Source organism: Arthrobacter sp. NPDC093139, from assembly GCF_044754165.1.
Lineage (GTDB): Bacteria > Actinomycetota > Actinomycetes > Actinomycetales > Micrococcaceae > Arthrobacter.
Map to the genome: position 1 here is coordinate 134,845 of NZ_JBIVOO010000007.1, position 26,144 is coordinate 160,988.

Sequence of the window (26,144 nt, forward strand, 5' to 3'; positions counted from 1 at the left end):
AAATTGCGACGGCGGCCCGCTCGCGAGCGGGACTTACAGAGGCCACGTCCTGCTTCTAGCCGTCACCCGTACCATTTCCGTTGTCCTCCCACATGACATCCAGATTGTGGAAGATCACGGGGCCGTCGCACAGTGCCGCCATCTTGGCAGCGAACTCCGAGGTTTCCGGCCGACCGGAATTCTCCATCGCGGAGTCAAAGGAATCGAAGTCGACGATGGTGAAATAGGTCCCGGGATGGTCCCTGTCCGCCGTGGCAACAATGCGGCGGAACGTGGGCTGGGTGCTTCCCTCGGTTCTTGAGGGACGGCCCAGCTCTTCGATCTCCTTGATGCGGGAGGTCTTGAATTCGATGATCTGCACAAACCCGGCCATGACGGCTCCTCGACGGCGGTGGACACTGATGCAGATCACGCTAGTCCCCACGGCGGGCGGTGCAAAGGGGAGAAATGCCCAATCAATGCTTCCTGCAGGAGCGTACCGAACGCCCCGCCTGTGGCTCCGGCTCCGACGACGTGTATCCGCATGGGTGCCTGCTTTTCCGAGGGTGGCGCCCGGTCCAACGGGCTCCGCAAACTACCCCGCCACGGCCGCCTTCGCGGCCTGCGATGCCTTCATCCACTCGCTCATCCACGGGGCCCGAACGCTCGGCGTGATGCGGCAGTCGGCCACGAAGGTTCCCTTGGCGCCGGCGTCGATCCAGTCCTGGAGCGCCTCAAGATCTGTCAGTGAGCGGATGATCGCCGACTCGGCACCGAGCGCGCGGGCGACGCCGCTGAAGTCCACCTCGGGGATCAGCATGGGCTTTTCGGTCAGGCCACCGGAGCCGTACTGGTGGATCTCGGCGCCGTAGGCGGCGTCGTTGTAGATCACGACAACGGCGCTGCTTGCCGCGGCAATGAGCGATTCGAGGTCGGACAGGCCCATCAGGAAACCGCCGTCACCGGAGGCCAGCACCAGGGTGCGGCCGTCCTCCACTGCCCGGGCTGCCCCGACGGCGCTGGCAAGGCCGAGCCCGATGGTCTGGTAAGCGGTCCCCACCATGACCAGGTCCTGGGGCCTCGGGATGCGCCAGTACATGGGTGCCCAGCCCATGAAGTGCCCGCCGTCCTGGACCACCGTGCGGCGCTCCGGCAGCACGGCGTCCAGGGCGGCGGCAAGGGCGCGCGGGTCCAGCCGTCCGTCCGCGGTTACGTCGGCGCCCGGGTGGTGCGCCGGTCCTTCGGCCAGGCGTTTGCGGGCTTCCGCGCGCCAGGCTTCCGCGCGGCCGGCGCTCGGTGAGGCCGGGCCATCCAGCATCCGGAGGATGTGGCCCGCGGCAGACTTCGCGTCCGCGCTGACGAACAGGTCCACCCGGGGGTGCGTCGGCTGCAGGGCGGCGTCGATCTGGATAACGGTGCTGTCCGGGCCGAGCAGGTGCCCGAACCGCATGGTGAAGGCGCTCAGGCTTGCCCCGGCCACGAGGACCACATCGGCCTCACCCATGAGCCCGGCCGCGGTGTCCGTGCCGAAGCCGCCCGCGACGCCGAGGTACCCCTCGCCCTGGAGGAGGTTGAGCGCCAGGGCGGTTCCGGCGGTCAGGGCGCCGAGGCGGTCGGCGAGCTCCCGGAGCTCCGGGCCGGCGCCGGCGAGGTGTGCACCGCGGCCGGCGAGGATCAGCGGACGCTTCGCCCCGGCGAGCAGCCGGGCTACCTGCCCGAGGCCGCCGTCGGCGTCGTCACTCACCGCCGGTGCCAGGGGCTCGGGAAGCTCTTCATCTGCAGCGTCGAGTGCGGCGAGATCGTACGGAATGGCAATGACGACGGCGGTCCGCTTGCTGAGCGCGTACTCCACCGCCTGCTGGGTGATCGAGCCCGCGGCGTCGCGGGTGACGGTGAAGGTGGCCGCGCCGAGGCCCGCGGCGATGGCCGCCTGGTCCACGTCCTGAGGCCGGGCGCCGCTGGTAGGCGCGTCCCCGGTGACGAGCACAACCGGGATCTGCGCCTGAACCGCCTCGGCCAGGGCGGTGAGGGCGTTGGTGTAGCCGGGGCCGTAGGTGGTGGTGCCCGCTGCGAGGCGTCCTGACGTCCGGTAGTAGGCGTCGGCCGCGGCGATGGCGGCGCCCTCGTGGCGGACGGGGGAGAAGCGGAGGCCCAGCTTTTCCGCGGCGTCCAGGAAGTGGACGTTTCCGTTGCCCATGACGCCGAAGACATCGCTGAGATAGCTGCTGAGAACCTGCGCCACGCGGCCGGAGACGGTAAGTGAAGTCATGCAGGAATCTTCTGGGCTGGTCTGCAGATAGGCAAGAGAGTCCAGTTTGATTGGGATATTTGGCAGGGAGGTGGATCCACAACTGAAAATTTGCGCACTTGTGGCGTGCATCACCCTCGCTTAGCGGGAAGGGGGGATTCCTGCTCGGATAGCCGGCTCAGGAGGCCGTCGTAGCGGGGCGGCATGAGTTCCAGCACGGAAATGGCCGTGCTGGTCCGTTGGATCCCCTCGATTTCCAGGATCTGGTTGGTGATGCGGTAGAGATCGGCCGTACTGCGTGCCACCACCTTGGCCATGAGGTCCGCGTCCCCGGTGGTGGCGTGCACCTCGATGACCTCCGGGATCGCGGCGAGCCCGTCTTCCACCGCGCCTGTCCGGGTCTGGCTGATGGACAGCGAGAGGAAGGCCATCAGGTCATAGCCAAGCGCGGCGGGATCCAGCCTCCGGCTGAAGGAGCGGAGGGCGCCACTGCGCTCGAGCCGTGCCAGCCGGGCGTGGACGGTGTTGCGTGCGACGCCGAGCGTCCGCGAGAGTGCCAGGGCGCTGGCTTCCGGATCCTTGTCGAGGGCCAGGATGATCCTGCCGTCGAGGGAATCGAGGGTGCGGGGGTTCGGGATGGTCATATTTTCATCACAGTCACTAGAGGTTGAGCAGAAGTCCCAATGGCTTGAGGGTATCTTGCATTGTGGGCCGGGTCACAATCATGATCGGTCCTCATGACCCGTGATCAGCTCCTGACCGCACCGGACACCGCTCTTCCCACCCTTCGTGGTGCTGTGGCCGGACTTCCGCCCTACGTCCCGGGCCGGCGCAGCGCCGGCATGGACATTGCTGCCCTCGCCAGCAACGAAAGCCACTACAAGCCACTGCCCGCTGCCGCCGCTGCGGTGGCCGCAGCGGCCGGTACGATGAACCGCTACCCGGACAGTGCCGCCGTCGAACTCCGTGAGCGGATTGCCCGCCACCTCGGCGTCACGGCCGGAGAGGTCGCGGTGGGACCCGGCAGCGTCGGCGTCCTCCAGCAGATCATCACCGGACTTTGCGACGCCGGGGATGAAGTGATCTTCGCGTGGCGCTCGTTTGAGGCGTACCCCATCCTGGTTGAGCTGGCAGGCGCCCGGCCGGTCCGCATCCCGCTGGACCGCGTTGAGGGCCACGACCTCGACGCCATGGCCGCGGCCGTCACCAACCGCACCAAGGTCATCCTGCTCTGCACGCCCAACAATCCCACCGGCGTCCCGATCAGCCATGAACGCATCGAGGCCTTCCTGCAATCCGTCCGTTCCGACATCCTCGTGGTGATCGACGAGGCCTACGTGGAATACGCCGAAGCAGGCAGCGGCCCCGGTTCCCTGGCGCTGTACCGCCGGTACCCGAACGTCTGCGTCCTGCGCACCTTCTCGAAGGCCTACGGACTGGCCGGCCTGCGGGTGGGCTACGCCGTGGCGGCGCCGGCCATCGCCGAGGGGCTGCGCCGCACCGCCCTTCCCTTCGCCGTGAGCGCGCTCGCCCAGAAGGCGGCCATCGCGTCGCTGGACGCGGGGGAGGAGATGGAAGCGCGGGTGGCCGCCGTCAGGCAGGAACGCGTCCGGATGGCCGCACAGCTGGAAGCCCAGGGCTGGAAACTGCAGCCGAGCCAGGGCAACTTCCTCTGGATCCGGGCCGATGACCATCTCCTGGCGGGGCTGGTGGACGCGTTCGACCGCGCGGGCATCCTGGTCCGGGCATACCAGGGCGACGGCGTGCGGATCACCGTTGCCGATCCCACCTCCAACGATCGCGTGCTCCAACTCTTGGCAGCCCACGCGGCCTGACAACCGACTGAACTTTACCCCTAACCCCCGTTCCACCTACATATAAGAGGAATCCCCATGGAACAACAGACAAAGACGTCTGGCCGCGCCCTCGGCGCCGCACTCAAGCCCCGCCAGCTCACCATGATGGGCCTGGGCAGCGCCATCGGCGCGGGCCTGTTCATCGGCTCGGGCGCGGGCATCCAGGCTGCCGGCCCGGCGGTGCTGATCTCCTACCTCGTGGCGGGCACGCTCATCATCCTGGTGATGTGGGCGCTCGGCGAGATGGCCGCGGCGAACCCGGACAGCGGCGCCTTCTCCGTCTACACCGCCAAGGCTTACGGGCCGGTGGCCGGTGCCACCGTGGGCTGGCTCTGGTGGCTGCAGCTCGTGGTGGTGATCGCGGCAGAGGCGCTCGGAGCGGCAGGTCTGCTGGCCACCATCTTCCCGGCCCTGCCGGTGTGGCTGATGGCCTTTGTGTTCATCGTGGTGCTCACCGCCGTGAACCTGACCAGCGTGAAGAATTTCGGCGAGTTCGAGTTCTGGTTCGCCCTGCTCAAGGTGGCGGCCATCGTCGGGTTCCTCCTGGTGGGCGCTGCCCTGCTTTTCGGCTGGCTGCCGGGCGTCCAGTCGCCGGGCCTGACCAACTTCACCGGCGACGGATTCGCGCCGAGCGGTTTCGCCGGGATTGCGACGGCACTGTTCGTGGTGGCGTTCGCATTCGGCGGCACCGAGATCGTGTCCGTGGCAGCGGCCGAGACCGCCGAGCCGGCCCGCAGCGTGAAGAAGGCAGTCCGGACGGTGCTGTGGCGCATCCTGGTGTTCTACATCGGTGCGATCTTCGTGATCGCGGCCGTGGTTCCCGTGGGTTCTGAGGGATTGAAGAGCCCGTTCGCCGCGGTGCTGGAAGCCGCAGGCATGCCCGGCGCCGGCACCGCCATCACCCTGGTAGCCGTCGCAGCACTCCTCTCCGCCCTCAACGCCAACCTCTACGGCGCATCGCGGATGGCGTACTCCCTGGCCGAACGCGGTGAGGCGCCGCGTGCGCTCGCCTCCGTCTCCAAGGCCCGGGTTCCGGTCATCGCGGTGCTGGCCAGCGTCGCCTTCGGGGTTGTCACGGTTGTGCTGGAGATGGCCTTCCCCGAGATGGTGCTTCCCGTCCTGCTGAATATCGTGGGTTCGACCTGTCTGTTGGTGTGGACGTCCGCGCTTCTTGCCCAGCTCGCGCTGCGCTTCCGCGCCGACCGCGAGGGAACGGCCCTTCCCCTGCGGATGCCCGGGTTCCCGTGGCTCACTTCCCTTGGTCTGCTGATCCTCGCGGCGATCTTCACGGTGGGCTTCATCGGCGAGGATTCCCGCCCCCAGCTGCTGAGCACGTTCGGGCTCGTTGCGCTCCTGGCGGTGGCGAACTGGCTCCACCACCGTTCCGGCAACGTTTCGCCGGTTGTTGAATCTTCGGATGGTGCCAAGCAGCCGGTGCTCATCGACTGAACCAGGCGTAGCGAACCACTCCTCGGGTTCAGGGCACACGAAGGGCGCGTCCGGTCTGGCCGGGCGCGCCTTGGCGTTTTGAGGTGCCGGACGATACAAGTGCAGCATGCTCCTGGGCCGGACGGCATACCCGACCAGCGAGTTTCAGTTAGCTGTTCAAAAAGTGTTCGGTTACGTCGACCCCGGCTTGGAGTGGTGCCTGTGTGACTCGACGTAGGCGCTCGTCATCAGTGAAGTGACCTGACGGGTTGTAGGTCTGCCGCAAGGGCAGCGGGTGCCCGACCTTCTACATGTGCTTCCTTGCGCCGGTGGCAGTAGGGCGGGCTACCCAACACCACCCATCGAATTGACGGTTTTCTGCGCATTTTCTGCGCAAATTCTGTCGACGACAAGGATACAGTCAGGGCACTCACATGAGATCAAGGGGGACCAATCACCATGAACAAACGCTTCAACCCGCCGCCGAACTGGCCAGCACCCCCTGAAGGTTGGACACCCCCGCCCGGATGGCTGCCTGATCCAGCGTGGGGTCCACTACCGGAAGGGTGGCAGCTCTGGATAGACGCACCAACGTATGGAGTTGCCACCCGTCATGTCCAACGAGCTGGGGAGTTTGAGGCGCCCGCGGTCATAACTTATCCGCGCAAGAGACGAAGTCGAACCGTTTGGCTGGTGGTCCTGGCTATGGTCGTCGCACTATTCGCAGGATGTGCGGCAATTGCCTCCAGCTTTGGCCATTCGTCCGCAGAATCGCAGCTTGACTCAAAGGATGTTCCTCCAGTCTCTCAGGCACAGATCGATGCCGCGCCGGAACTTACTGAGCGAGACTTGGCGCTCCTGGTTAAGACTCCTGACAGCCATAAAGGGAAGACAATAGTTCTCTACGCCCGGATCACGCAATTCGACGCCGCAACGGGATCATGCACCTTTCGCGCCAACATCTCTTACAAGAAAATGGAGAACTCGTATGACTACGATGAGAACTCAGTTTTCCAAGGAGGGGATGGAGATGCGAACTGTCCTGATCTGAGCGGCTTCGTGACTGACGATGAAGTCCGAATTACGGCTACGTCGCTGGGCTCGATTAGTTACGAGACCCAAATACGCGGCAACACAACGGTTCCGGCTTTTAGGGTCGAAGGAATCACCTCACTGAAGTAGCCAGAAGCGGCGGAATTCAGGGAACACGGCCGCTCCGGCGAGGACATCCATCAGGAGCTTGTGGCGAACAATACCTCGTTCCACGAGCACATTCTGAGGGCATCCGGCAACGGTATATCCAATGCGTTCGGTCAGACACAGTGCCGCCTGCACCTGTTCCGGCTTTATCCGGCGGACGTGGACGACACCCACACTATCGAGGAGCAGGGCAGGAGTGGAACGTCATCCGGGACGGCCATCGGATCCGGCCCGAGGAAGCGATGTACCGGCAGCTGACTCCATCCACCGTCGCTTTGCACAAGCGTTCGACGGCGGGAGTCGGACGCGTTGAAAGCGGGGCGGGCACCTCGTACAGCGGGCGCCTGGCGGGGGTTGAGCTGTGTTGGTGGGTGCGGAGGCGGTTCCCCGGAAGAATTAGCGGTCTAGCCGCAGCGTGGGCTACCTGCTCACCAGGACGGCTATGCCCGTGGACTGCCTTTAGAAATCCGTCTCGGATGTCTCTTGAGAAGCGGAGAGGTCAACAGTCGCCAGTGACAGCGTGTGGCCTTGCAATATCATCGACTCGTTGATGCAGTGACTGGCGCTGAACGCGGCGAGCGCCATTGAGAACAGCGTTTACGTGGTGGGGGGTGTGCCAGGCTCCGCCGGTCTTCGTGAGCCGCAGCATTCTGGTGGATCCCATGGGGATGGTAAAGCCGACCTCGGGCTCGAACCTGGTGTTCGGACGGTGGACGACTCGCTGGAGACGGTGTGGCGAGGGTGCGGGAGCTGTTTCCGATGTTCCGGCAGCGGCGGCTGTAGGCGACCGGGCCAAGCTGCCGTGACCGGTGTGTGCCTAGAATCCAACTGCTTGCTAGTCTGACCAGGGGGAGCTACACCCTGAATTTCTGCCCAGCGGCCGGATGCCCTCGGGAACCTAAAACCCAAACCCACTGACGTCAATTTCATTGGCGTGTCGAGCTCGAGCGTGGTCGCGCGCAGCATCAACGACTAGGCGAACACGTTTTTAGCGTTTCCTCGGTCCGCTCCCCGCGACCGCTCCGGTGCAAGTGCAGATCGAAGGAGCCGCCGCGTTCGTTGGTCTTGGACTGCATGTCTGAGGACAGGCCCCCTCCGGCGGCGGCTGATATGGCGGACATGGAAGGAGGAAGCAGACCCTTACGTTGGACTATAGGGTATCCCTGTGGATGAAGTAGATAATTCGTATTCCCCTGCGCCGAGTCATGCTCGACTGAACGTGAAGTGGATCTGTTGGCTAATGGGTATCGGCGCCGTTCTAGTCGTCGCGTCGTTCTTCCTGCGGCTCTTGGTCAATCCCCAAGGCGTGGGCGAGCTCTTCCCTTGGAACATCATGACAACTGATGATCTGCCAGTGCTCCAGTCCATTTTCACGAACTTTGGCACGGGATTTTTCTCAGCGGGTGCTCTACTCATTTTTTAGCCTCGTGTCAGGAGAGCTGTCCGCAAAGTTGCTGACGAAGCTGCGGCTGAGAAGACCGATGAGGTTGCTGAGAAGTTTGAGCAACGCTTTCAAGATCTCCAAGCGCAAATTGACGCTAATGTTCAAGCGAAAGCCCGATATCAAGATGACGTGTTGGACGCGCTTTCGAACTTCACCTACGGGACTGCATTGGCCGCAATGAAAGAGGCCGTCGGTATCGGTGCGCTGGACCACAACCAAATTACCGTCGAGGGAACAGACGTTCCGGGTGAGTTTACCGTCACGACCGCTTTCCGTGAGTTGGCCGGTGCCACGGGCCAAGACGGCGGGGTGGGAGTTCTTCGCATCATGGTGGAAACCGCGAAACATAGAGCTCACACCACCTGGCGGTCCCACGAGCAGTTCAGTCAAGTCGTCGATGAACTCCTCCATCAGCTAACGCGAGCCAAAGCATGGGGCCTCAGCAAACCGGCCCCTTGGGTGAATAGTTTGGATAGGCTGCGTGAAGCTCTCAGGCTTGCAATCAGTTCTCAAATGGAGCGTACTGACGCGCAGTATCAGCTACAGGGAAGTCTGGCAGCTGTTATCGCCGAAGGCTGGTTTCTCACTGATGCTGGTCTCGAGTGCCCAAATCAGCATTACTTTCTTCCTCGATCTAAATTTCCCCAATACCGCGATTTGGCCACGGGCCTTAGCAGAGTTCCAAAGATCAACGACCTGATCGAAAAGCCAGACTGGGCGGACAATGCAGCCTGGTCCTATGCTTTGGAGCGTTGCAGTGCGCGGTTTACTGTTCAGAAGTTGGGCAGCCAGAAAGTACCTGACCCAACGCTTGTCCCTGCGACGTGAGCACACCGCCTGACGCTGCTTCAAGCACAACCCACTCGCAGCCTGTCGATCGCTACGTGGGTCACTGGATCCATTAACGTGCTCGGTCGGGTCCCGGCAGTACCCGCCGCACATCTCCTAGCGCTCGCAGTTTTCGCTGCCAGGGCTTGGTCCCTCACTGTCCAGAGGATGGCAGGCCGTCGCGGAAAAGCGACGGCCTGATGTATCGTCCCAAGCATGGTGAATTCGTTCTTTAAGACAAACCCAGTCTCGCTTCAGGAGCTCTTGTCAAACTGCCAATCAGGCAAATTGCAGTTGCCGGATTTTCAGCGTAGTTGGGTTTGGGACGAGGATCGGATTAAGAGCCTCATTGCTTCAGTCTCCCGCGCCTTCCCTGTGGGTGCACTGATGACTTTAGAGACTGGGGGCGGAGTTGAATTCAAGCCTCGGCCGGTTGAGGGCGCTCCGGAGGGCGCATTCGAGAGGATGCCCGAGGCACTCTTGTTAGACGGCCAGCAGCGAATGACTTCCCTGTATCAAGTGACTCTCAGGAACCAAGTCGTCAGAACGGTTACGCCGAGGAAGAAGCGAGTTGACCGCTGGTTCTACATTGATATTCGGGCAGCGCTCGACAACAGTGTCGATAGGGAAGATGCGGTCGTTGGGGTTCCCGCCGACAAGGTCGTCAGAGGTGCCTTTGGACGAGAGATCGAGCTGGATCTCTCTTCTCGTGAGGCGGAGCTCGATAATTTGATGTATCCATTGACTATGGTCTTCGACTGGGATGAATGGAATAGATCCTGGATGGAACGAAACATGGGGAAGGAAGGCTTTCAGGAAAACTGGAAGCTGCTAATGAGCTTTAAAGATGAAGTCTTGAACAACTTCATGCAATATCAGATTCCCGTGATAGCTCTTGACCGTTCGACTTCCAAGGAAGCCGTTTGTGTCGTATTTGAAAAGGTCAATACCGGCGGCAAAGCACTGGACGCCTTTGAGCTCATCACCGCGATGTATGCGGCCGATGGACATGAGCTGCGGAAGGACTGGTACGGTGATGCGTCCACTGAGGGGCGGCACCGACGGCTGGCTCGCGCTTACCGTCCCGCGGATGCGGAGTCAGGCATTCTGACTAATGTAGCAAATACAGATTTTCTTCACGTCATTTCCCTCTTTCACACACGTGAAAAGCGTCGAGATGCCGAGTTGCGGGGGAGGACAGGTAAGGAGCTACCGCAGGTTTCAGGGAATCGGCAGGCCTTACTCAACCTCCCTCTGACTGCATATCTGAAGTATCAGGACCAAGCCGAGATCGGTTTCCACCGGGCGGCAAAGTTCCTTCACATGTTGCATATATATCGCATCTTCGATCTCCCATATCAGTCTCAGATAATCCCTCTCGCTGCCGTTTTAGCTGATATTGGCGATGCGTGGGAGCACGAGGCAAATCGATCGAAGCTAGTCCGTTGGTACTGGAATGGAGTATTTGGTGAGCTGTATGGTTCTACTGTTGACACGCGGATAGCCAGAGACTTCCTCGAGGTCCCCGAATGGCTCAAGGGGGGAAAGCCTCCCGCCACAGTGAGCGATACTGTCTTCAGGGCGGATAGGCTTCGAACTATGAGAATGCGGCTCTCCGCGGCTTACAAGGGTGTAAATGCGCTTCTAATGCTTGAAGGTGCTCGTGACTTTCGGTCGGGTCAGGCATTTGATCACACGGTTTTCTTTGGCGAGGCGGTGGACATTCACCACATTTTTCCCCGCAAATGGTGCGAAGACCATAAGATACCGGCAGGCATCTATGACTCTATTATTAACAAGACTCCCTTGTCCTATCGCACCAATCGCATTATCGGCGGTGCTGCGCCCTCGATCTACTTGGCGCAACTTGAGAGGGGAAACAATGAAACCCCAGCAATAGAGTCCTCTGCATTGGAATCATATTTGAAAAGCCATGCGATTGATCCCAATTTGCTCAGAGCCGATGACTTTGACAACTTTATGGAGGACCGGCAAAAGCGCTTGATAGAACTGATCGAGCGAGCTACTGGCAATCTCGTTTATCAGGATCAGGCGACGAGCCTGACTGAAGAAATTGATGCAGATGAAGAAGAGGCACTCCAAACAATCGGTAGTTAGGCAGCCCTGCGTTCGGAAGGGAGTATCACTTGGGTTTCGCTCCCGGAATCCCAGTGACCCCCATCTTTCCGAACTCCGGATGGACCTGCCGCCCCATCGCGGTCCATGACCGCTGAGATTGTGGTTGTCATTGGTCTTTCCTCTTACTACCAAATAGCCTGGCGCAGTGACTACATTCAATGGGGGACCGGCAGCAGAGCAGCTGCCCGAGGGCTTGTACGAGCTACTGAACACGGAAGCCCTCGCTTCGCGGCTGAGTCAACTCTCGGACGTCCAGCCAAACTTCGCCTATATAGAAGACGAAGACGCCCCGGACATCCTCTCCCGCCACATAGCCGATGCCGTTCGCCGAGCCCTCACCGCAGCCAAGCCCCAGGAGCGCGTTGCTCTCGCGAACAAGCTCCTCCGAGCGGTGCAGTATCACGACCTGATCGGCGAAGGCCCCACCCAGCTCCAGTCACTTCACCGCACGGACACGCTCAAGCGTCGTCAACTCCGCCGCCCCACGACGCCGCTATCAGACTCGGCCCTCCTCACCAACAGCAAGGACGATCCCAACCTTGCTGCCGAGCTCAGAACCGAGATCGAATCGGCCAACACGGTCGATCTTCTCTGCGCTTTCGTTCGCTGGACGGGCCTAAGGCTCCTCCAACCGGCCCTCGAGCAGCTGAAGGAACGCGGTGCCCGTCTGAGAGTCCTCACCACGACATACATGGGCGCCACGGAACGCCGCGCCATTAATGAGCTCGTCACTCGCTACGGCGCGGAAGTGAAGATCAACTATGAAACCCAGGCCACCCGGCTGCACGCCAAGGCCTGGCTCTTCCGCCGTGACTCGGGCTTCGACACGGCCTACGTCGGCAGCTCAAACCTCAGCCAGGCAGCCCTCCTGGACGGCCTCGAGTGGAACGTCAGGCTCAGCTCCGTCGGCACGCCCACACTGCTGCAGAAGTTCGAAGTCACCTTCGACAGCTACTGGGAACAGCGCGCCTTCCAGGGCTATGACCCCGAACGCGACGGAGAGAGGCTCGCCGCGGCGCTCGAACGCAACGGCGGCCGGCGCACGGCCGCCCCGGACGCAGCCACCGGCCTCGAAGTCCAGCCGTTCCTCCACCAGGAAGAGATGCTCGAGGACCTGGAAGCCGAACGCCTCAAGGGCTTCAACCACAACCTCGTGGTCGCTGCTACGGGAACCGGCAAGACTGTGATCGCCGCGCTGGATTACCAACGCCTCTGTGAGGCTGCCGGCCGGGATCTTAAGCTGCTCTTCGTGGCCCACCGACAGGAGATCCTTAAACAGGCAATGCGCACCTATCGGGACGTTATGCAGGACGGCGTCTTCGGCGAACTCTACGTCGGGGAGCACAAACCGCAGCAGTGGAAACACATCTTCGCGTCGGTCCAGTCCCTGTCATCCCTCGGCATCGAAGAACTGAAACCCGACTTCTTCGACGTGGTCGTTATCGATGAATTCCACCACGCCATGGCGCCCACGTACCGGCGCCTGCTGGACCAGCTGCAGCCGCAGCAGCTGCTCGGACTGACTGCGACGCCGGAACGCGGCGATGGCGTCGACGTCGCCAAGCAGTTCTTCGACGGCCGCACCGCTAGCGAACTGAGGCTCTGGGACGCCCTCGACGCGGACCTGTTGGTGCCGTTCCACTACTTCGGCGTCTCGGACGACGTCGACCTGAGCCACCTGGAATGGAAGCGTGGCAATTACGACACCGCCCAGCTGAACAACCTGTACACGGGCAACGATGCCCGCGCCGCCAAGGTCATCCGGGAACTCCGCGATAAAGTGACCGGGACGGACCAGATGCGGGCCATCGGCTTCTGCGTCTCTGTACAGCACGCTGTCTACATGGCTGAAGTCTTCAACCGCGCCGGCATCGCTTCGGTCGCGGTTTCCGGACAGACAGACGATGCCGACCGCGCGGCTGCACTTGAGCGGCTGCGGCAACGGGAGATCAACTGTATCTTCGCCGTCGACCTCTTCAATGAAGGACTGGACCTCCCGCAGGTGGATACCATCCTGATGCTCCGGCCCACGCAGAGCGCCACGATTTTCCTCCAGCAGCTGGGCCGCGGACTGCGCCGCGCCGAAGGAAAAGCGGTGCTGACAGTCATGGACTTCATCGGCCAGCAGCACCGTGAGTTCCGCTTCGATCTGCGCTACCGGGCGCTGACCGGCTACGGGCGGAAGGAGCTAGAGAAGGCCGTCGAGGACGAGTTCCCGTACCTGCCCTCGGGATCGCAGATCGTGCTGGACCGGGTGGCGCAGAAAGTCGTGCTGGACAACATCAGGGCACAGCTGCGGTTCAACCGGGCGCAGCTGGTCCGGGACATCGCCTCGTACGCGGAGACCGAACTGGAGGCGTATCTGGAGCAGTCCGGGAACGACGTGAAGTCGATCTACCGTTCGACCAGGGACTCGTGGACCGGCTACCTCCGCCAGGCGGGCCTGATCGAAGGGTTCTCCCCGCTGGAGGCAGCCCTCAGCGGGAAAATCCAGGAGCTCTCGGACGCCGATGAGAAGAAGCTTCTCGGCCGCATGGCTGCTCTTATCCACGTGGACGACCCGGAACGCGCCGCGGCGTACTCGATGCTGGTCGGCCCCGATGCGCCCCGTTATGCCGAGCTCGGAATGAGGGAACAGACGTTCGCCCGGATGCTTTTCTATACGCTTTGGGATGACGGCGGCGGTTTCCAGACGTACGACGCCGGCCTCGACTACCTGCGCGGCTATCAGTTTGTCTGCAGCGAGATCCGCCAGCTCGTGAAACGCGGAGTGGCCGCGTCTAAGCATGCTGCAAAGGGCCTGGGAACGGGACTGCAACATGTTCCGCTGCTTTCGCACGCGACCTACCGGCGCGAAGAGGTCTTGGCGGCCCTGCAATACGGTTCGCTTGAGCTGGGCAAGAACGTTCAGCACCGTGAGGGCGTGGCCTGGTGCCCGGCGACGTCCACCGATGCCTTCTTTGTCACGCTCAACAAGGACGACAAGAAGCACTCGGCGACAACGATGTACAAGGACTACGCCATTAGCCCGGAGCTATTCCACTGGGAGTCGCAGAACGTGACCTCACCCGGCAGTCCGACGGGGAGGCGGTACCTGGACCGGGCTCCGGACGGCTCGAAGATCCTGATCTTCACTAGGGACACCTCAGAGGACGAAACAGGCCTGACTGTTCCGTACACGTGTCTGGGGCAGGTGGACTACGTTCAGCACGTGGGTGAGAAGCCGATTGCGATCACCTGGAAGCTGCACCGGCCCATGCCGGCGGACGTGTATGCGACGGCGGCTGCGGTGGCGCAGTGAGCTGTAGAGCTGGCGCATAATAATCGTGAGGTCGGGAGATCGAGCCTCCCCACCGCCGCTACAGATCAAGCCCCCGGAATCGGCGAGATTCCGGGGGCTTTTCTGTCTTGGTGACCGGAGACAAGATTGGCCCCATCCTCCGGACTCCCCAGAAAACCTTCATGTTCTCTAGGTTGTGGATGTTTGTGGATGGTTCCCGACGCCTTTGCAGGTCCGAACCAAACGGAAGTGTGGCGGGAGCTTGAGCGGCCGTCTACGAGCCTTCCAAAGGATGCATGGGCTTCTAGGCCGCTTCGGCCTAGGAGAGCGACAGCGCCCCTCTGGTCGTCTTGGAGAAGCTGAGTCTGGGTCTGGTACGCCCTCGGTATGCACCGGTCACGCAGCCCCTCACTCAGCCTCGGACTTAGCCCATGGCGAGCCGCCCCCCAAAGAGATCATTGATCGGAAGGTGCGCCAGTCAGTAGTCATCCGAACGACGACATGGTCCTGCGGATTGCAGCATCGACGATGGTCCCGGTGAAAGCGCTATCGGCCGTTTGTCTAAACTAGGGAACCCCGGTCTTTCAGGAAACCGGGGATTAAGCGGCCAGACTGGATGCCAAGCTCACCGCAGGGGACCCAGGCCGCGAAGTCACCCTGGCCTGGCAGTGCTACCAGAAGCTCCGCGACATCACGCCCGACCCGATAGAGGGCGGGACCTCGTGAACGGGGTGATCGCGCCCGGCTCGGGCGGACCCGGCGGCTCTGGAAGGCAGCGATCCTGGCCTAATTCGACACCTACGGCGCCTCCCAACGGGCCCACGGAAGCGGTCAACGCCGTCATCGAAACCACCCGCAGAATCGCTCGCGGCTTCCGGAACTAAACCAACTACACACTCAGATGCCTACGCGCAGCTGGCGGCCACCGCCCGTACCGGGTAAAACAACCCAACCATGCTTAACTGCGAAGGGCCCGTAAACGCCTCTGATCCGAACGTCAAGTAGACTACCGCGTCATGTCCCGGACATTTCACAGGCGCGTTTGCGAAGCTATGAAGCATGATCTGCCCCTGGATCCACGGTCTGGGCCGTGGAGAACCTCGAGTTGAAGGCCTGTATGTCTGCGAAGAACTCCTCGTCGAGAACGTCGACTTGTTTGGCAAGCACGGCATCGATGGCGTGCATCTGTGCTGAGCACGCAGGCAGGTACCAGTTGCCCACCCGCCCACGGTTGTCTTTGTACACATAGTGCTTTCGCAGCTCGCGGCGCAGCGCTGCTCCCGCCGAGGCCAACTCCTTTCGGGCCTCCTTGGTGAGATCTCTCAGCGAGATCGGAAAGCGGTCGAGCAGCCACTTCTTGAGATTGAACCCGTCTGAGGCAACGGCCCACCACCAGTAGCCAAGTGAGCTACCCAGCAGCGCAAAGACGACGTCGGCCTCCTCCTCAGACTTGAACCTGTAACAGGCAGTCCGCGCAGGGAGACTTGGGTTGCCTGCCGCATCAGTGGTCTCGGGGATCTCCCTCCAGACCGGGAACCAGTTGTAGGCAGTTCCGCCAATGAAGACCGACTTAGAGGGGAACACCGGTGCGCTGCTTGCAAGAGACGAGAAACTGACGCTGTCAGTCAGATCGACCCCAAGGGAATGTTTAGAATGCGTCAAAGCTTCATAGGCTTTCGCCTGTCGCTGCGAGCCCAACTTCGGGATCCCAAGCACCGGAACCTCATCGATGACCGCATAGTGGAGCGTGTCGAAGAGGTAGTCGCGCTGTTCATGCGTCCAGCGGAGGAGCTCAGTGACACCCACTATAGACCCGCCTTCATATTCGGATGGGTGGCTCACGTGGATCGCAACTGTGTTCCGCGTTCTCACGTCATTTCCAAAGAGAGAACTGGGGATTCGATCAAAATGCGAGAACCACCAGGAGCCATCTGCCTTCGCGATCTGCTCCCGCAGCAGGCCGTACGACCGCTTTGTGCTGAACGAGAGACTGAGTGGAAGCACCATGCCGAAGACTCCCCCCTCGGCCAACAGTTCAAGACTCCGCTCGACCACGAACGTGTAGACGTCCTCATCCCGGCTCCACCGCGACAGGGCCGTCGAGTACTGCTTCACCAAGTAGTCCCGGCTTAGGGTCTGGGGCACTTCTGAGTACGGAGGATTCCCAATAATCACATCGAATCCGCCGCTTTCCATGATCTCGTGGAACTCAGCAAACCAGTGGAACGGATGATTCTGTTTTATCCACGCTTCCTCGGATCGGGGGGTAACGCCTCCAACGCGCTTTAGCAGGTACCTGTCGAGTTCAGCTCGCACAGAGTCCAGCGACTCTTCCAGCGAATCCTTATTAGTCGCCGGTCGATTGTGGACGGCCAGCCCCTGAGCCTGCCGAAATCGAGCATGGGCAGAGTCCAACTTATCCAAGGCAGAGAGCACACCCGCGTGATCACCATGCAAATCCAGGACTTCACCCATGGCAGCCGCAAGTTCGCCACGTGAGCTGAAACCGATGATTGTATTCCCGCACTTCACGTTGAAGTCGAGGTCTGGCAGGGGCTCCAAGTCAGTCGGCGTCTGCAACGTCGAAGCGGCTTGGAGGAACAGTCGCAACTTGCATATTTCGACCGCCTCCTCCATGAGGTCGACGCCGAACAGATTGTTCAGGAGGATGCGTTTGAGCGTGAAGTACGTAGGGTTGGCGTGGCGCCGAATCTCCGTGATGACCGACTCGAAGGAGCTGCGTTGTTCGGTGGTGAGGTTGGTTGTCCCCAGCAACGCCTCCATCCGCGCCGTGGTTCCCTCGAAAAGTGGCTGCAGAATCCTTAAGGCCGCGAACAAGAACGCCCCTGAACCACACGTCGGATCGAGGACCTTGAGACCGTTCAGGGTCACCCAGAACTCCCACAACTCGTCCGGGTATGCCTCCTGCAGGACGTCCTCGAGGAAGACACTGAGGTCCACGTTGTGGCGAATCGCATCATTCCACTCGAGGGGTGGCCTGCGCATCTGTCGAACAGCCTCATGACGCCTACGTGAGCGCTCCCGCTCGTCCGCCTGCCCCTCACCTGGCAAGGAGGCCGCGAAGAGTGAGGGCGGTAGGTAGCGTTCGGGGGCCAGGGTAACCAACTCTCGTGCTCGATCAATTGCACCACTCCCCCCGAGCCGGTGGAGCAAGGCGATTCCGATGGCATTTCCTGCTATGTACCCAGTGACATCCTCCTTTGTGTAGTAGGCTCCCATTTCCTTCTGATTGATGTATTTCTCGAATATGTAACCGAGAACATCGGGGTTGATTTCGTTATCGCTCTTAAGCGGTCGGTCATCAAGGTGCCAGCTGTAAGAGTCGAAGAAACCAAAGAGCCTCACGAATGCCGCGTCGTCAATCTCGACATGACTTCCGAGTCTTTCCAGACGGTGCGGCTCGAAGAGCCCACCATTTAGGTATGGCACCTTACCGAGGAGGTCCGCCAGATCTTTCTCTCGGTCGGAAACTGGCATCGCGAGGCCGTCGTGGAACAAACGCAGGAGAAAGAATCGGTAGAAACTGAAGAACTTATCTTCGCCCCGAACCTCACGTACTCGCCGTAGCCGATTCTGGAGGTAGTCACGGTCATTATCAATGAATCCACGCTTCTGCACGAAATAGATGAACATAAGACGGTTCAGCATCAATGACGCATACCACTCAGCATCGCCTTGATCAGTGAATCCCCTTATGAAGCTAAGAAACGCCTTGTGTTCATCTTGGAACCGATCATAAAACTGACGCGTTACCGACTCGATATCGAAGGCCTGCCGCGCGCGCTGCGTTACTTCTGAGATGGTAATGCTGTCTTCCTCCGCGAGAGTGAAGAGCAATTGATCCAGTTTCGCGATCAAGGAGTCTCCGGACTGCGAAACATGGAAGTGATGCTCCCGGGTGGCTTGGGGTTTGCCAGCCTCCCGCCTAACCCACTGCCAGATCTGGAAGGCTCCGGCGCCGTCGACGAAGATGATGACGTGCTCATGGACCAGTTTGCGTAGTTCGCGCTCAAGCGCGATCCGGTCCTGATAGCTAGGAAGTTGCCCAGCGGCAGACGCGCACAGGAAGGCAACCACGCCGCGCTTCTCGGCAAGAGCGCTGAACGTGTATGTGGTCCCGTTGCGTTCGATGAGACGCGTCGCCTTGTGCCGATCCCATCCGAGCTCTTCGACAAACAATTGCTCCAAAGCGGTCGCCCTAAGCAGCTTGCGCGCGCGCGCGGCGTTGATGCCACTCACTCAACCAGTCCCATCGAACAGAGAATCTCTGGCCCGATCTGCGCTACGTTATCTTGGATGACGGAGAGTCGGCCGTCATCCCGCAGCGCCACTAAGAGTTCAGCCAACTGATGATCCGGAATGCCTGCTCGCAGTTGCCTGTTTATAGTGTCTGTTGCGGTCTGCTGAAGCGGGTGTCGGTAGATGTCCTCCAGAGTCTTCAACAATTCAGGAGTCTCAAACAATGTCCCCCGCACATTTTCCGAATGACGCTTGAGACGTTCGTAGCACCGAAAGCGGGCACCGGACGGTCGCCCCAATTGCCCTCCGACTGCACGCTCCTCGTTGGAAAGATGCTCGACAGCCTGCTCGACAAGTTCGTGATGATTCTCGGCGCGTGGTTGTGGTGCAGTATCCGGAAGACACTCAGCAGCTTTGAGGATTCCCAGCTGACTGTGACTCAAGATCTCGCCCCTGTCGGAAACGTATGCAAGGGCATCGTTGTCGGCAGATGTGCGGACGAAAACTAATGCCCCTGGGGACTTGACCTCCCCAGCGCCGACAGTCAGTCTACGCGTGGCATATACGACGGCAGGCAGGCTCGGGATCAGCTGAGCGAGATGCGGGTCCTCGTCAATGGCGTTCTTCCATATCTGGTACGCGTAGGACGCCAGATCGACCTCCGTGTCAGCATCGCCGTCAAGGACACCTGCCTTTTCGTTGTAGAGATCCTCCAGAGGCATGCTCGCAGGGTCGTCTTCGAAGAACGTCTCATCGGTACCCAGCACGGCAGCGTTCTCCAGCAGACGCTGGCGCACCCGCGCTCGCAACCGAAGCAGTTGCTCGACTCCATCCGCAGGCAGGAAGGAGTAGGCAAGGATCTCTTCAGCTTCTTGCCCGAGACGGTCTACACGGCCAGCCCTCTGAATAAGGCGAATGATTGCCCAGGGCAAGTCGTAGTTCACGATGATGTGAGCGTCTTGTAGGTTCTGCCCCTCACTCAGAACATCAGTGGCAAGCAGCACGCGAATTTCGTGACCATCTGTCGTTTCAGCGTCATTGCTCTTCGGACTGAAACGCCAAGCAATCGACGTGGGGTCATTATCGTTACCGGTTACAGCCACGATTTCTGGGCGCGCCTTCTCGTCGACGAGAGAACGTAGCTCCCGCTGGAGGTATACCGCGGTGTCGGCGAACTGGGTGAACACCAGGACCTTCTCCTTCGGATGTACCTCCGTTATCAACCTGTGAAGCGCTAGCAGCTTCGCGTCCCCTTCGGGACGCCAATCACCGAGTTCTCTCAGGAGACCCGCTAAACCATCGGCATCGGCGATTAGGTCATTGCGCAGCTCATCCCGAAAAGCCTCGGCCGGAAGCCACCGAAAACGGCCATGCTGGGAACCGGAGAACTCGCGATAAAGATCGCGGGCACGCTGTCGAATCTTGGCGGGGCTATAGTCGACCTGCTCGTCGACACGTATGCCCTCCCCGTTCTCGTCTGCGTCAGTAAGATCCGTATCCAGCACGGTCGCGTCCTGAGCACCGATGGGTATTGGCAAGCCGTTCTCGAGGGCGTAGACCAACACCTCGTTTCGCAGGACATGGCGATACACAGACAGAAGGAAGGATGGTCCGCCACTCTCAAGGCGTTTGAACAGGTTGGTGCGGACGAAGCCCATCAACCGAGCGCCAGCCCGCGAGAGTCGCGCAATGGTCCGGACTTCTCCCTCGGTCGGGCTGAACGCGGACTCCGGGGCCAGATATGAGGTCATGCCGTACCTGGGCAACTTCAATGCGTCGACAACGTCAATCACGGAATCGCTGTACATCCGAAGGTACGGGTCGTCCTCTTCGGAAGTCACAGGTGTCGGTGCCACGTTTCTGGGGACGCGTGTGGGGAAGACGTGACGACTTCCGTCTGGGAAGCTCAAGAACATTCGGCCAGTTTTGGGATCGGCAGCCGCGTAGTTCTCCTCGATGAAGCTACGTGTGCGTCGCACCAGATAGAGCCGCATCAGGTCACGCCAGTCATCCGGGTAGGGCGACTTCTCAAACGCCGCGATCGTGCGGGGAGCAGCCTGATACTTACGGATGAACTCCATTTCCCCCATCTCGCGGATCAGGCGCTCGGGGCGCACTCCAAGGTCCTGATTCTCAGGAACGAACAATCGGAGTTGGGATCCGAGATCTTCGTAGGACTTGTTGTACGGGGTAGCGGAAAGAAGAATGCAACGCGAGTCGTTTTGTTCAATGTAGTCACGAATGATCCGATACCGAGAGCCTTCACGATTACGCAGATTATGACTCTCGTCAATCAGCACGACACGGTACCTTTGAAGTGTAGGCAGGACGTTCTGCACATTCCCGAGGGAAACCACTCGAGCTATGAGTCCGTATTTGTGGACGTACGACTCCCACATTCGAACCAAACGCGCCGGGCAGATGATCAGGGTGTTTGTGAACTGGTCTTCTTGGAACAGGCGGGCCAAGGCCACCGCCATGAGAGTCTTACCCAGCCCCACCACATCGCCAATTATGACTCCACCGCGATGGTTGAGATGGTGCGCGGCTATTCTCACAGCAGCGGCCTGGAAATCGAGCAGAACATTCCGCAGGTCTTTCGGGACTCCGTATTCACTTAACCCAGCCCGAGCTTCCTGCGAGAGGTGGTACGCCATCTTCACGTAGATGTGATACGGATCCCGAAGTACAGGGCTGGCCCAACTCTCGTCGATAATATCGGCGAGATCCTCCGTAATGTCGACGCAGAAGTTGTCCTCCCAGCGATCCTCGAACCAAGAAGTCAACTTCCTGCACGCGTCGTGGTCGAGGACGTCAACATTCAACTCGCCTTGGTTCTTCAGGCCAGAGAACGTCAGGTTACTGCTACCGACGAATCCAATGGTTGGGTTGTTCATGTCTTCCCTGTGGACCAAGTACAACTTGGCATGCAGCGTCTCACGCAGATAGAGCTTAACTTGGACTTTGCCGGCGCGAAGCTGGTCGGATAAACGGCGCAACCCCTTCTCATCGCTGTTGCTTGGGTTCCCCATTGTCAACTGCTGCCGGAACTCTTGCGCCACACGTCGACGCAACGCATTGGCGGTCTGCAGATCGATTCCGCCACTTGCAGAATCAGCGCGTAGCATGTCGCGCAGTTCGTCTTGGGGAAGTCGCTGCATCCCCACGAGCAGTCGGCACCGATTGTCTGGGGTTCCAGCCCATGCATCGATGCGGCTGTCGATCAGTTTCCACCCGCGAAGATTGAAATAGCCAACACAGAAATCCGCCCGACTGGAGTTGGCCAAGGTTGCGTCCAACGTTGGATGCAAGACCAGTTCGAGATTATCGAAGATCCTCGGCACGTCCACGTCCTCCACTTCGCCGACAGTCAAGGGAGCATTCCCTCGCCAACTCAGCCCTAGAAACTCGCTGTCGGCTGACCCCAACACCGCTCGCCACCCTATAGCCCGAGACCCACCATATCTCCGAGTTGAGGAAGACCCGTGGATCTCGAATCCGTGCGTTGCCAAGGACCATATGTTAGAAAGCCGTCTGTGCCTCCACTCTTGGCCGAGGACGGACATTTGGTGAGGACTTTCCCCATGATGTTGTCCCACTGCTCCCAGCCGTGGAGGGGCAGGATTGGGAACACATCATGACCTGCTTCAGACTTGGAGCAGCTGGGCGGGGATTCTCAACGTCCGCCGGGTTGAGCTCAGGGCTCGCTCCTGGTGGACTCACTCATTTCTAACGATAGGCATTCCTCGAGGCGACGAGGCAGATCGCTGATTCCGTGTGGATGTCCTTGGCCACGTTCTAGTCTGCGCAGCATGTTGTCACCAGGACGATGCAGCCATCATCCTCGGCATCGGGAGCGCAATGTTGGCCCTCAAAGGAAAGCCGATCTCAATATTTACTACGGGGGAGTGGCAGTCAGCTAGTGCAACGGATTGTTCGGAGGGAAGACCGCTTCCAATACAGAAGGCATGATTATGGGATGGCCTGTAGAAGCGGTCCGAGTCCGAGGCGGCAATTTCTTCGCTGGCCTGCCAGCAGTCCTGGTGAAGTCCTCGGACGCTTCAAAGAGGCTCTTCACAATGGGGGTGTCAGCATCCAATCGGAAGTGCCGATGTAGGTGAGCGTCGGCGCGTGGGCCCGGCTGTCGGGCATCATCGCGCGCAACCGGCACCGTTCCGCGGCGATCCTAAGAGAGGGGCTCGCATAGGCTCCATCGCGGGACTTCACCCAGGACTGCCGGCGCTGGGACCTGGATGCCGAGGTCGAGCGGCGCGTGCGCGCCGTCCCTCCCTCCGGGGAACGGCCCCTCCCGGTCGAGGCGGACGCCGTCGCGCGCGCCGTCCTCCTCGGGCAGACGGCGCCGCGACCGTTGCACGGCGGCCGTGTCGCAGGCTGCACCGGCACGCCTGGAGCCTGGCGGCAACCGCGGCCGTGGCGCCGAGCGATAGCGCCGCATGGGGGCCCACGCCTCGTGTCGTCACGGTGCCACGACTCCGCGCCGCATCGGCGCTTGTCAGTGGCCGCAAGTACACTTCGGGCATGGCTCCCTATGATCTGACTGCGCTCGCCGAGCGGCAGCGCGTGCATACCCTGGACGCGTTGGAGAGCCAAGCACGCGCGAGTGGTGTATTTTTCTGTTTGAGGCGTCGGAGCATAGGAGTCGCATGAATGAAGAATGGCAACTCCGCAGGGTTCGAGTTCCAAAAGGAACGCATTTTTCGGAGTCGAAAGATACTCCCGGCGCCGAGCGCGAGCTCCTGCGGGAAGACGGCACCAATAAGCTCTTAGGGCCACCCGAATCATTTCCGGTCGACGAGGCCGCCATGTTCGGAGCTCACGCGTATGCTCCGGATTCACCAAGAAGCACGGACACGCGGGAGCTCTCGCCGACGCAGCAAGCGATAGCAGACGCGATAGTAGACGGGGGCGCGTGGGTCCTGAGGGAGGTTGCTGCCCCCGTTTTCAAGGAGCTCGTCGCTCCAGCAATAAAGCGGAAGTCGAGCGAGATTGCCAAGAGCCTTCGATCTGCAATTAGAGAGGCCAGCGGCAAAGCCGGTTCTACTGAGCTGGCCGTTCTGACCGCCACTCCGTCGGCAGATCCCTCCAAAGAAGTGGACGCCGCCGTCGAGGAGCCCGGAATCAGCATGAGCAGCGCAGAATTCCGGGAGCGCGTTATCGAGGTTCTGGCAGCCGAGAGATTCGCGGAAGAGCGGAAGAGAGTCTTGGTTAATGCCCGCATTGAAGATGACGATCTCCCTCCGGAATTGAAGAGCGCAATCAAATTGGTGCTTGAGGGGAGTGCTTCCTTGCTCGACGAAGAGACACTGGCGGTAGTCGTGAAGTTCTTGGCGGGAGCTCGAATTGCTGTTGGCGAGTATGTGCTGCCGAGAAAGGTAGAGATCAAAGAGGCACAGCGACTGGCGGATGGCGAGATGTAATCTTGGCGGCCCTTCGGAGTTGACGATGTAGCCCGGGTGCGCGCGGCGGTGGCCGGGTAGGAGCGAGATCCAACGCCCGACCGGACGCCGAAACAGCCCGTCGTCAAAGTGCTCGCGTACTTCGACCGCCCCGGCACATCCAATTGACCCACAGAAGCGATCAACGGCCGCCTCGACCACCTCCGCCTCAGCGCCTTCGGCTTCCGCAACTTGACGAACTATATAGCCCAGGCGCTCCTCGAAACCGGAGGATTCAGGCCCAACTACACCCTCTATTCTGAAGAGCCTTCAAGGGTGAAAATACTGCGCGCCCGTTCGGCGCTGGCCATACCTGCCGTAGCCGAAGGTCCTGCTTCACACGATCAATCTAGTACTGGGTGGGCTGGATCGGCCCCGGACGAGCCAGGAGTTTTCGGCCCCGTGTCCGCCCTGACCTCCAGCCCGGGACTCTTGCATCCAGGGCTACCAGTTTGGCGGGGGCCAATTCGCCCCGGCGGGCCTTGTAGCGCTGGGTGTGAAGCCAGACGCCGAGCTCATGCTCGTGACCTGGGACGGTGGCCTTGTGGCGCGGCCAGTCGTGCCCCGAGGCCAGGTAGGCGGACAGGGCCGTGAGTCGGTCCTGCCACCGTGCCTCATTTGCCACTGCCCTGGGTGTGCCCCGCCAGTCCGGCAGCTCCGCCAAGCCCTGAAGGTAGGCCGGAGCGAGTGTCCCGTCAGCGGCTTCGCAGCGGCGCCGCTGAAGCCATGCTGCCAGGGTCCGTTCCGATACGTCGCCCGAGCTCCTCGAGGGGTACCGGCCTGTATCCTGCACGAACGCGACGAGCTGCTGAAGGCGTTCCCGCCCCTGCCCGGTGATCGCGGGCTTGCGGGCGGCCGCGTCATGCTCGTGCTGCAGTCGTGGGTCCAGTGTCCGTGCCAATCCGAGGTGGTAGCCCACGGTCGCCGGCGCCGCACCGGTGAGGTCGGCAATCTGCCCCCGGCTCAGGCCCTTCCTGTACATAAGCACCCACTCCTGGTAGGGAGCGCTGCGTCGCGGAGTATCTGTCACGGGGTCTATCCTCCCAAAACCCGGCAGGGTCCTCGGCCTTCTCTGGGCTTTACCGGGGGAACCCACCTGTCCACCTCACTGCTTCGCGGAGCTCTTTCGACAGGGCCCGTTGCCGTGAATCCGTCGCCTGACGCCTATTCCGGCGGTAGAAGGATCGGTCAGTCGTCTTGTCCGCTGGCAGGGATAGATTCTTGGAGTTCCCCACTGTGGAGATTTTCCGCTGTGCGGCGGTAGGCCTCGTCAATATAGGCCTCAACATCATCGACACCGATACGCCATATTCCCCGGCCGCCGACTTGGAACCCGCGAAGCTCACCGCTTCGTAGCAGAGCCCTGACCTGGATCTGACTCACGTTCAGTTCCTGTGCGACCTGTTCGATCGTTAGGAAACGCAGGGGTCGAGCTTCTTCAGTCATGTCCAACATCGTATGTGCAAGGAGAAGGACTCCTGGCGCAAACGCTTCGGCTAAGCAAGCCGGAGTGGCGGAGAGGAGTGCCGGGAAGGCAGGTGAGTTCGTCGGAACCGTTGGGCGCACCTGGGCTACCGGCACAATCCCGCCACTGCAGACCGGAAAGCGGCTCTAATGACGGCGCCTGATTCCAGCTACGCGCCGATCACGGACGCGTTGACGCTTCCTCTCATGATTTTTTTACTTTGTTGCTGCAAAAAATACTGTCATGACCACGTATCCACTGATTCCATCCAACACAGCAAGCACTTTTCCGGGTGTTGCCTTGACACCGTGGTCTTCCGCGCGCCTGGCCATGATGAGCGCTACGATTCCCGCCGCTATACCGAAGAAGAACAAACCGACAACCCTAATAACGGTGGAGTTACGGCGGTAAGTCTGGCCCCGATACTGGTGGAATGCAGCCGCTTCCACATCTACCGGGCCGTTCTGAGGGGACGCCGTCCCTCTCAGTCTTATTAGAGCCGCTCATTTTCCTCAAAATGTTTGCAGGCATCCTGATGGTGCCAGTTTTCGAAGACTAGTT

The 26,144-nt window shown here is 60.8% G+C and carries 15 protein-coding genes and 1 pseudogene; 9 read left to right on the top strand and 7 right to left on the bottom strand.

Annotated elements, in window-relative coordinates; translation table 11 throughout:
- Positions 1-55 precede the first annotated feature (55 nt).
- The 3 genes from ACIP90_RS12985 to ACIP90_RS12995 form a co-directional block, all read right to left on the bottom strand.
- On the bottom strand, positions 56-373 hold the full coding sequence (locus tag ACIP90_RS12985) for a hypothetical protein (protein ID WP_400579734.1): 318 nt from the start codon (positions 371-373) through the stop codon (positions 56-58).
- Between the two features lie 201 nt (positions 374-574).
- Positions 575-2,248, bottom strand: a complete 1,674-nt coding sequence (locus ACIP90_RS12990) for a thiamine pyrophosphate-binding protein (protein ID WP_400579735.1) — start codon at positions 2,246-2,248, stop codon at positions 575-577.
- 110 nt (positions 2,249-2,358) lie between these two features.
- Positions 2,359-2,871 (bottom strand): Lrp/AsnC family transcriptional regulator, encoded by a 513-nt coding sequence (locus tag ACIP90_RS12995; protein WP_400579736.1) that lies wholly within the window; start codon positions 2,869-2,871, stop codon positions 2,359-2,361.
- 93 nt (positions 2,872-2,964) lie between these two features.
- Between ACIP90_RS12995 and hisC the strand changes: the two genes are divergently transcribed.
- From hisC to ACIP90_RS13030, 7 genes are all read left to right on the top strand, one after another.
- The gene (gene hisC, locus ACIP90_RS13000) at positions 2,965-4,062 is read left to right on the top strand and encodes a histidinol-phosphate transaminase (RefSeq protein ID WP_400579737.1); all 1,098 of its coding nucleotides are present in this window, start codon (positions 2,965-2,967) and stop codon (positions 4,060-4,062) included.
- Positions 4,063-4,119: 57 nt separating this feature from the next.
- Positions 4,120-5,532: an amino acid permease gene (locus tag ACIP90_RS13005; protein WP_400579738.1), complete on the top strand. Its 1,413-nt coding sequence runs from the start codon at positions 4,120-4,122 to the stop codon at positions 5,530-5,532.
- Positions 5,533-6,204: 672 nt separating this feature from the next.
- On the top strand, positions 6,205-6,693 hold the full coding sequence (locus ACIP90_RS13010; protein WP_400579739.1) for a hypothetical protein: 489 nt from the start codon (positions 6,205-6,207) through the stop codon (positions 6,691-6,693).
- A gap of 1,183 nt (positions 6,694-7,876) precedes the next feature.
- The gene (locus tag ACIP90_RS13015) at positions 7,877-8,134 is read left to right on the top strand and encodes a hypothetical protein (RefSeq protein ID WP_400579740.1); all 258 of its coding nucleotides are present in this window, start codon (positions 7,877-7,879) and stop codon (positions 8,132-8,134) included.
- Positions 8,135-8,284: 150 nt separating this feature from the next.
- Complete coding sequence (locus ACIP90_RS13020) at positions 8,285-8,983, top strand: hypothetical protein (protein ID WP_400579741.1); 699 nt, start codon at positions 8,285-8,287, stop codon at positions 8,981-8,983.
- A gap of 216 nt (positions 8,984-9,199) precedes the next feature.
- Entirely contained in the window at positions 9,200-11,101 is a 1,902-nt protein-coding gene (locus ACIP90_RS13025; RefSeq protein ID WP_400579742.1) for a DUF262 domain-containing protein, read from the top strand.
- Positions 11,102-11,267: 166 nt separating this feature from the next.
- A complete protein-coding gene (locus ACIP90_RS13030) occupies positions 11,268-14,423 on the top strand; it encodes a DUF3427 domain-containing protein (protein WP_400579743.1) in 3,156 nt (1,051 codons plus the stop codon).
- Between the two features lie 1,029 nt (positions 14,424-15,452).
- Here the strand turns inward: ACIP90_RS13030 and ACIP90_RS13035 are convergent.
- Both ACIP90_RS13035 and ACIP90_RS13040 read right to left on the bottom strand, forming a co-directional pair.
- Positions 15,453-18,662 (bottom strand): Eco57I restriction-modification methylase domain-containing protein, encoded by a 3,210-nt coding sequence (locus ACIP90_RS13035; RefSeq protein WP_400579744.1) that lies wholly within the window; start codon positions 18,660-18,662, stop codon positions 15,453-15,455.
- Positions 18,659-22,036, bottom strand: coding sequence for a helicase-related protein (locus ACIP90_RS13040; RefSeq protein WP_400579745.1), 3,378 nt, complete (start codon positions 22,034-22,036; stop codon positions 18,659-18,661). Before ACIP90_RS13040 ends, ACIP90_RS13035 begins: the two co-directional genes overlap by 4 nt.
- A 1,290-nt stretch (positions 22,037-23,326) precedes the next feature.
- On the opposite strand from ACIP90_RS13040, the gene ACIP90_RS13045 reads away from it, so the two are divergent.
- Both ACIP90_RS13045 and ACIP90_RS13050 read left to right on the top strand, forming a co-directional pair.
- Positions 23,327-24,100, top strand: a complete 774-nt coding sequence (locus ACIP90_RS13045) for a hypothetical protein (protein WP_400579746.1) — start codon at positions 23,327-23,329, stop codon at positions 24,098-24,100.
- Between the two features lie 81 nt (positions 24,101-24,181).
- Positions 24,182-24,361, top strand: a pseudogene (locus ACIP90_RS13050) (transposase); the annotation flags it as partial.
- A gap of 106 nt (positions 24,362-24,467) precedes the next feature.
- Here ACIP90_RS13050 and ACIP90_RS13055 read toward each other — a convergent pair.
- A complete protein-coding gene (locus ACIP90_RS13055) occupies positions 24,468-25,148 on the bottom strand; it encodes a helicase associated domain-containing protein (RefSeq protein WP_400579747.1) in 681 nt (226 codons plus the stop codon).
- Positions 25,149-25,306: 158 nt separating this feature from the next.
- Positions 25,307-25,573 carry a helix-turn-helix domain-containing protein gene (locus tag ACIP90_RS13060; RefSeq protein WP_400579748.1) on the bottom strand — a complete coding sequence of 89 codons (267 nt, stop codon included), beginning with the start codon at positions 25,571-25,573 and terminating at the stop codon, positions 25,307-25,309.
- Between the last annotated feature and the right edge of the window lie 571 nt (positions 25,574-26,144).

Coding starts and splice junctions, on each gene's coding strand:
- ACIP90_RS13060 (WP_400579748.1), bottom strand. CDS start 25,573: ATGTTGGACATGACTGAAGAAGCTCGACCCCTGCGTTTCCTAACGATC.
- ACIP90_RS13045 (WP_400579746.1), top strand. CDS start 23,327: ATGAATGAAGAATGGCAACTCCGCAGGGTTCGAGTTCCAAAAGGAACG.
- ACIP90_RS12995 (WP_400579736.1), bottom strand. CDS start 2,871: ATGACCATCCCGAACCCCCGCACCCTCGATTCCCTCGACGGCAGGATC.
- ACIP90_RS12985 (WP_400579734.1), bottom strand. CDS start 373: ATGGCCGGGTTTGTGCAGATCATCGAATTCAAGACCTCCCGCATCAAG.
- ACIP90_RS13005 (WP_400579738.1), top strand. CDS start 4,120: ATGGAACAACAGACAAAGACGTCTGGCCGCGCCCTCGGCGCCGCACTC.
- ACIP90_RS12990 (WP_400579735.1), bottom strand. CDS start 2,248: ATGACTTCACTTACCGTCTCCGGCCGCGTGGCGCAGGTTCTCAGCAGC.
- ACIP90_RS13025 (WP_400579742.1), top strand. CDS start 9,200: ATGGTGAATTCGTTCTTTAAGACAAACCCAGTCTCGCTTCAGGAGCTC.
- hisC (WP_400579737.1), top strand. CDS start 2,965: ATGACCCGTGATCAGCTCCTGACCGCACCGGACACCGCTCTTCCCACC.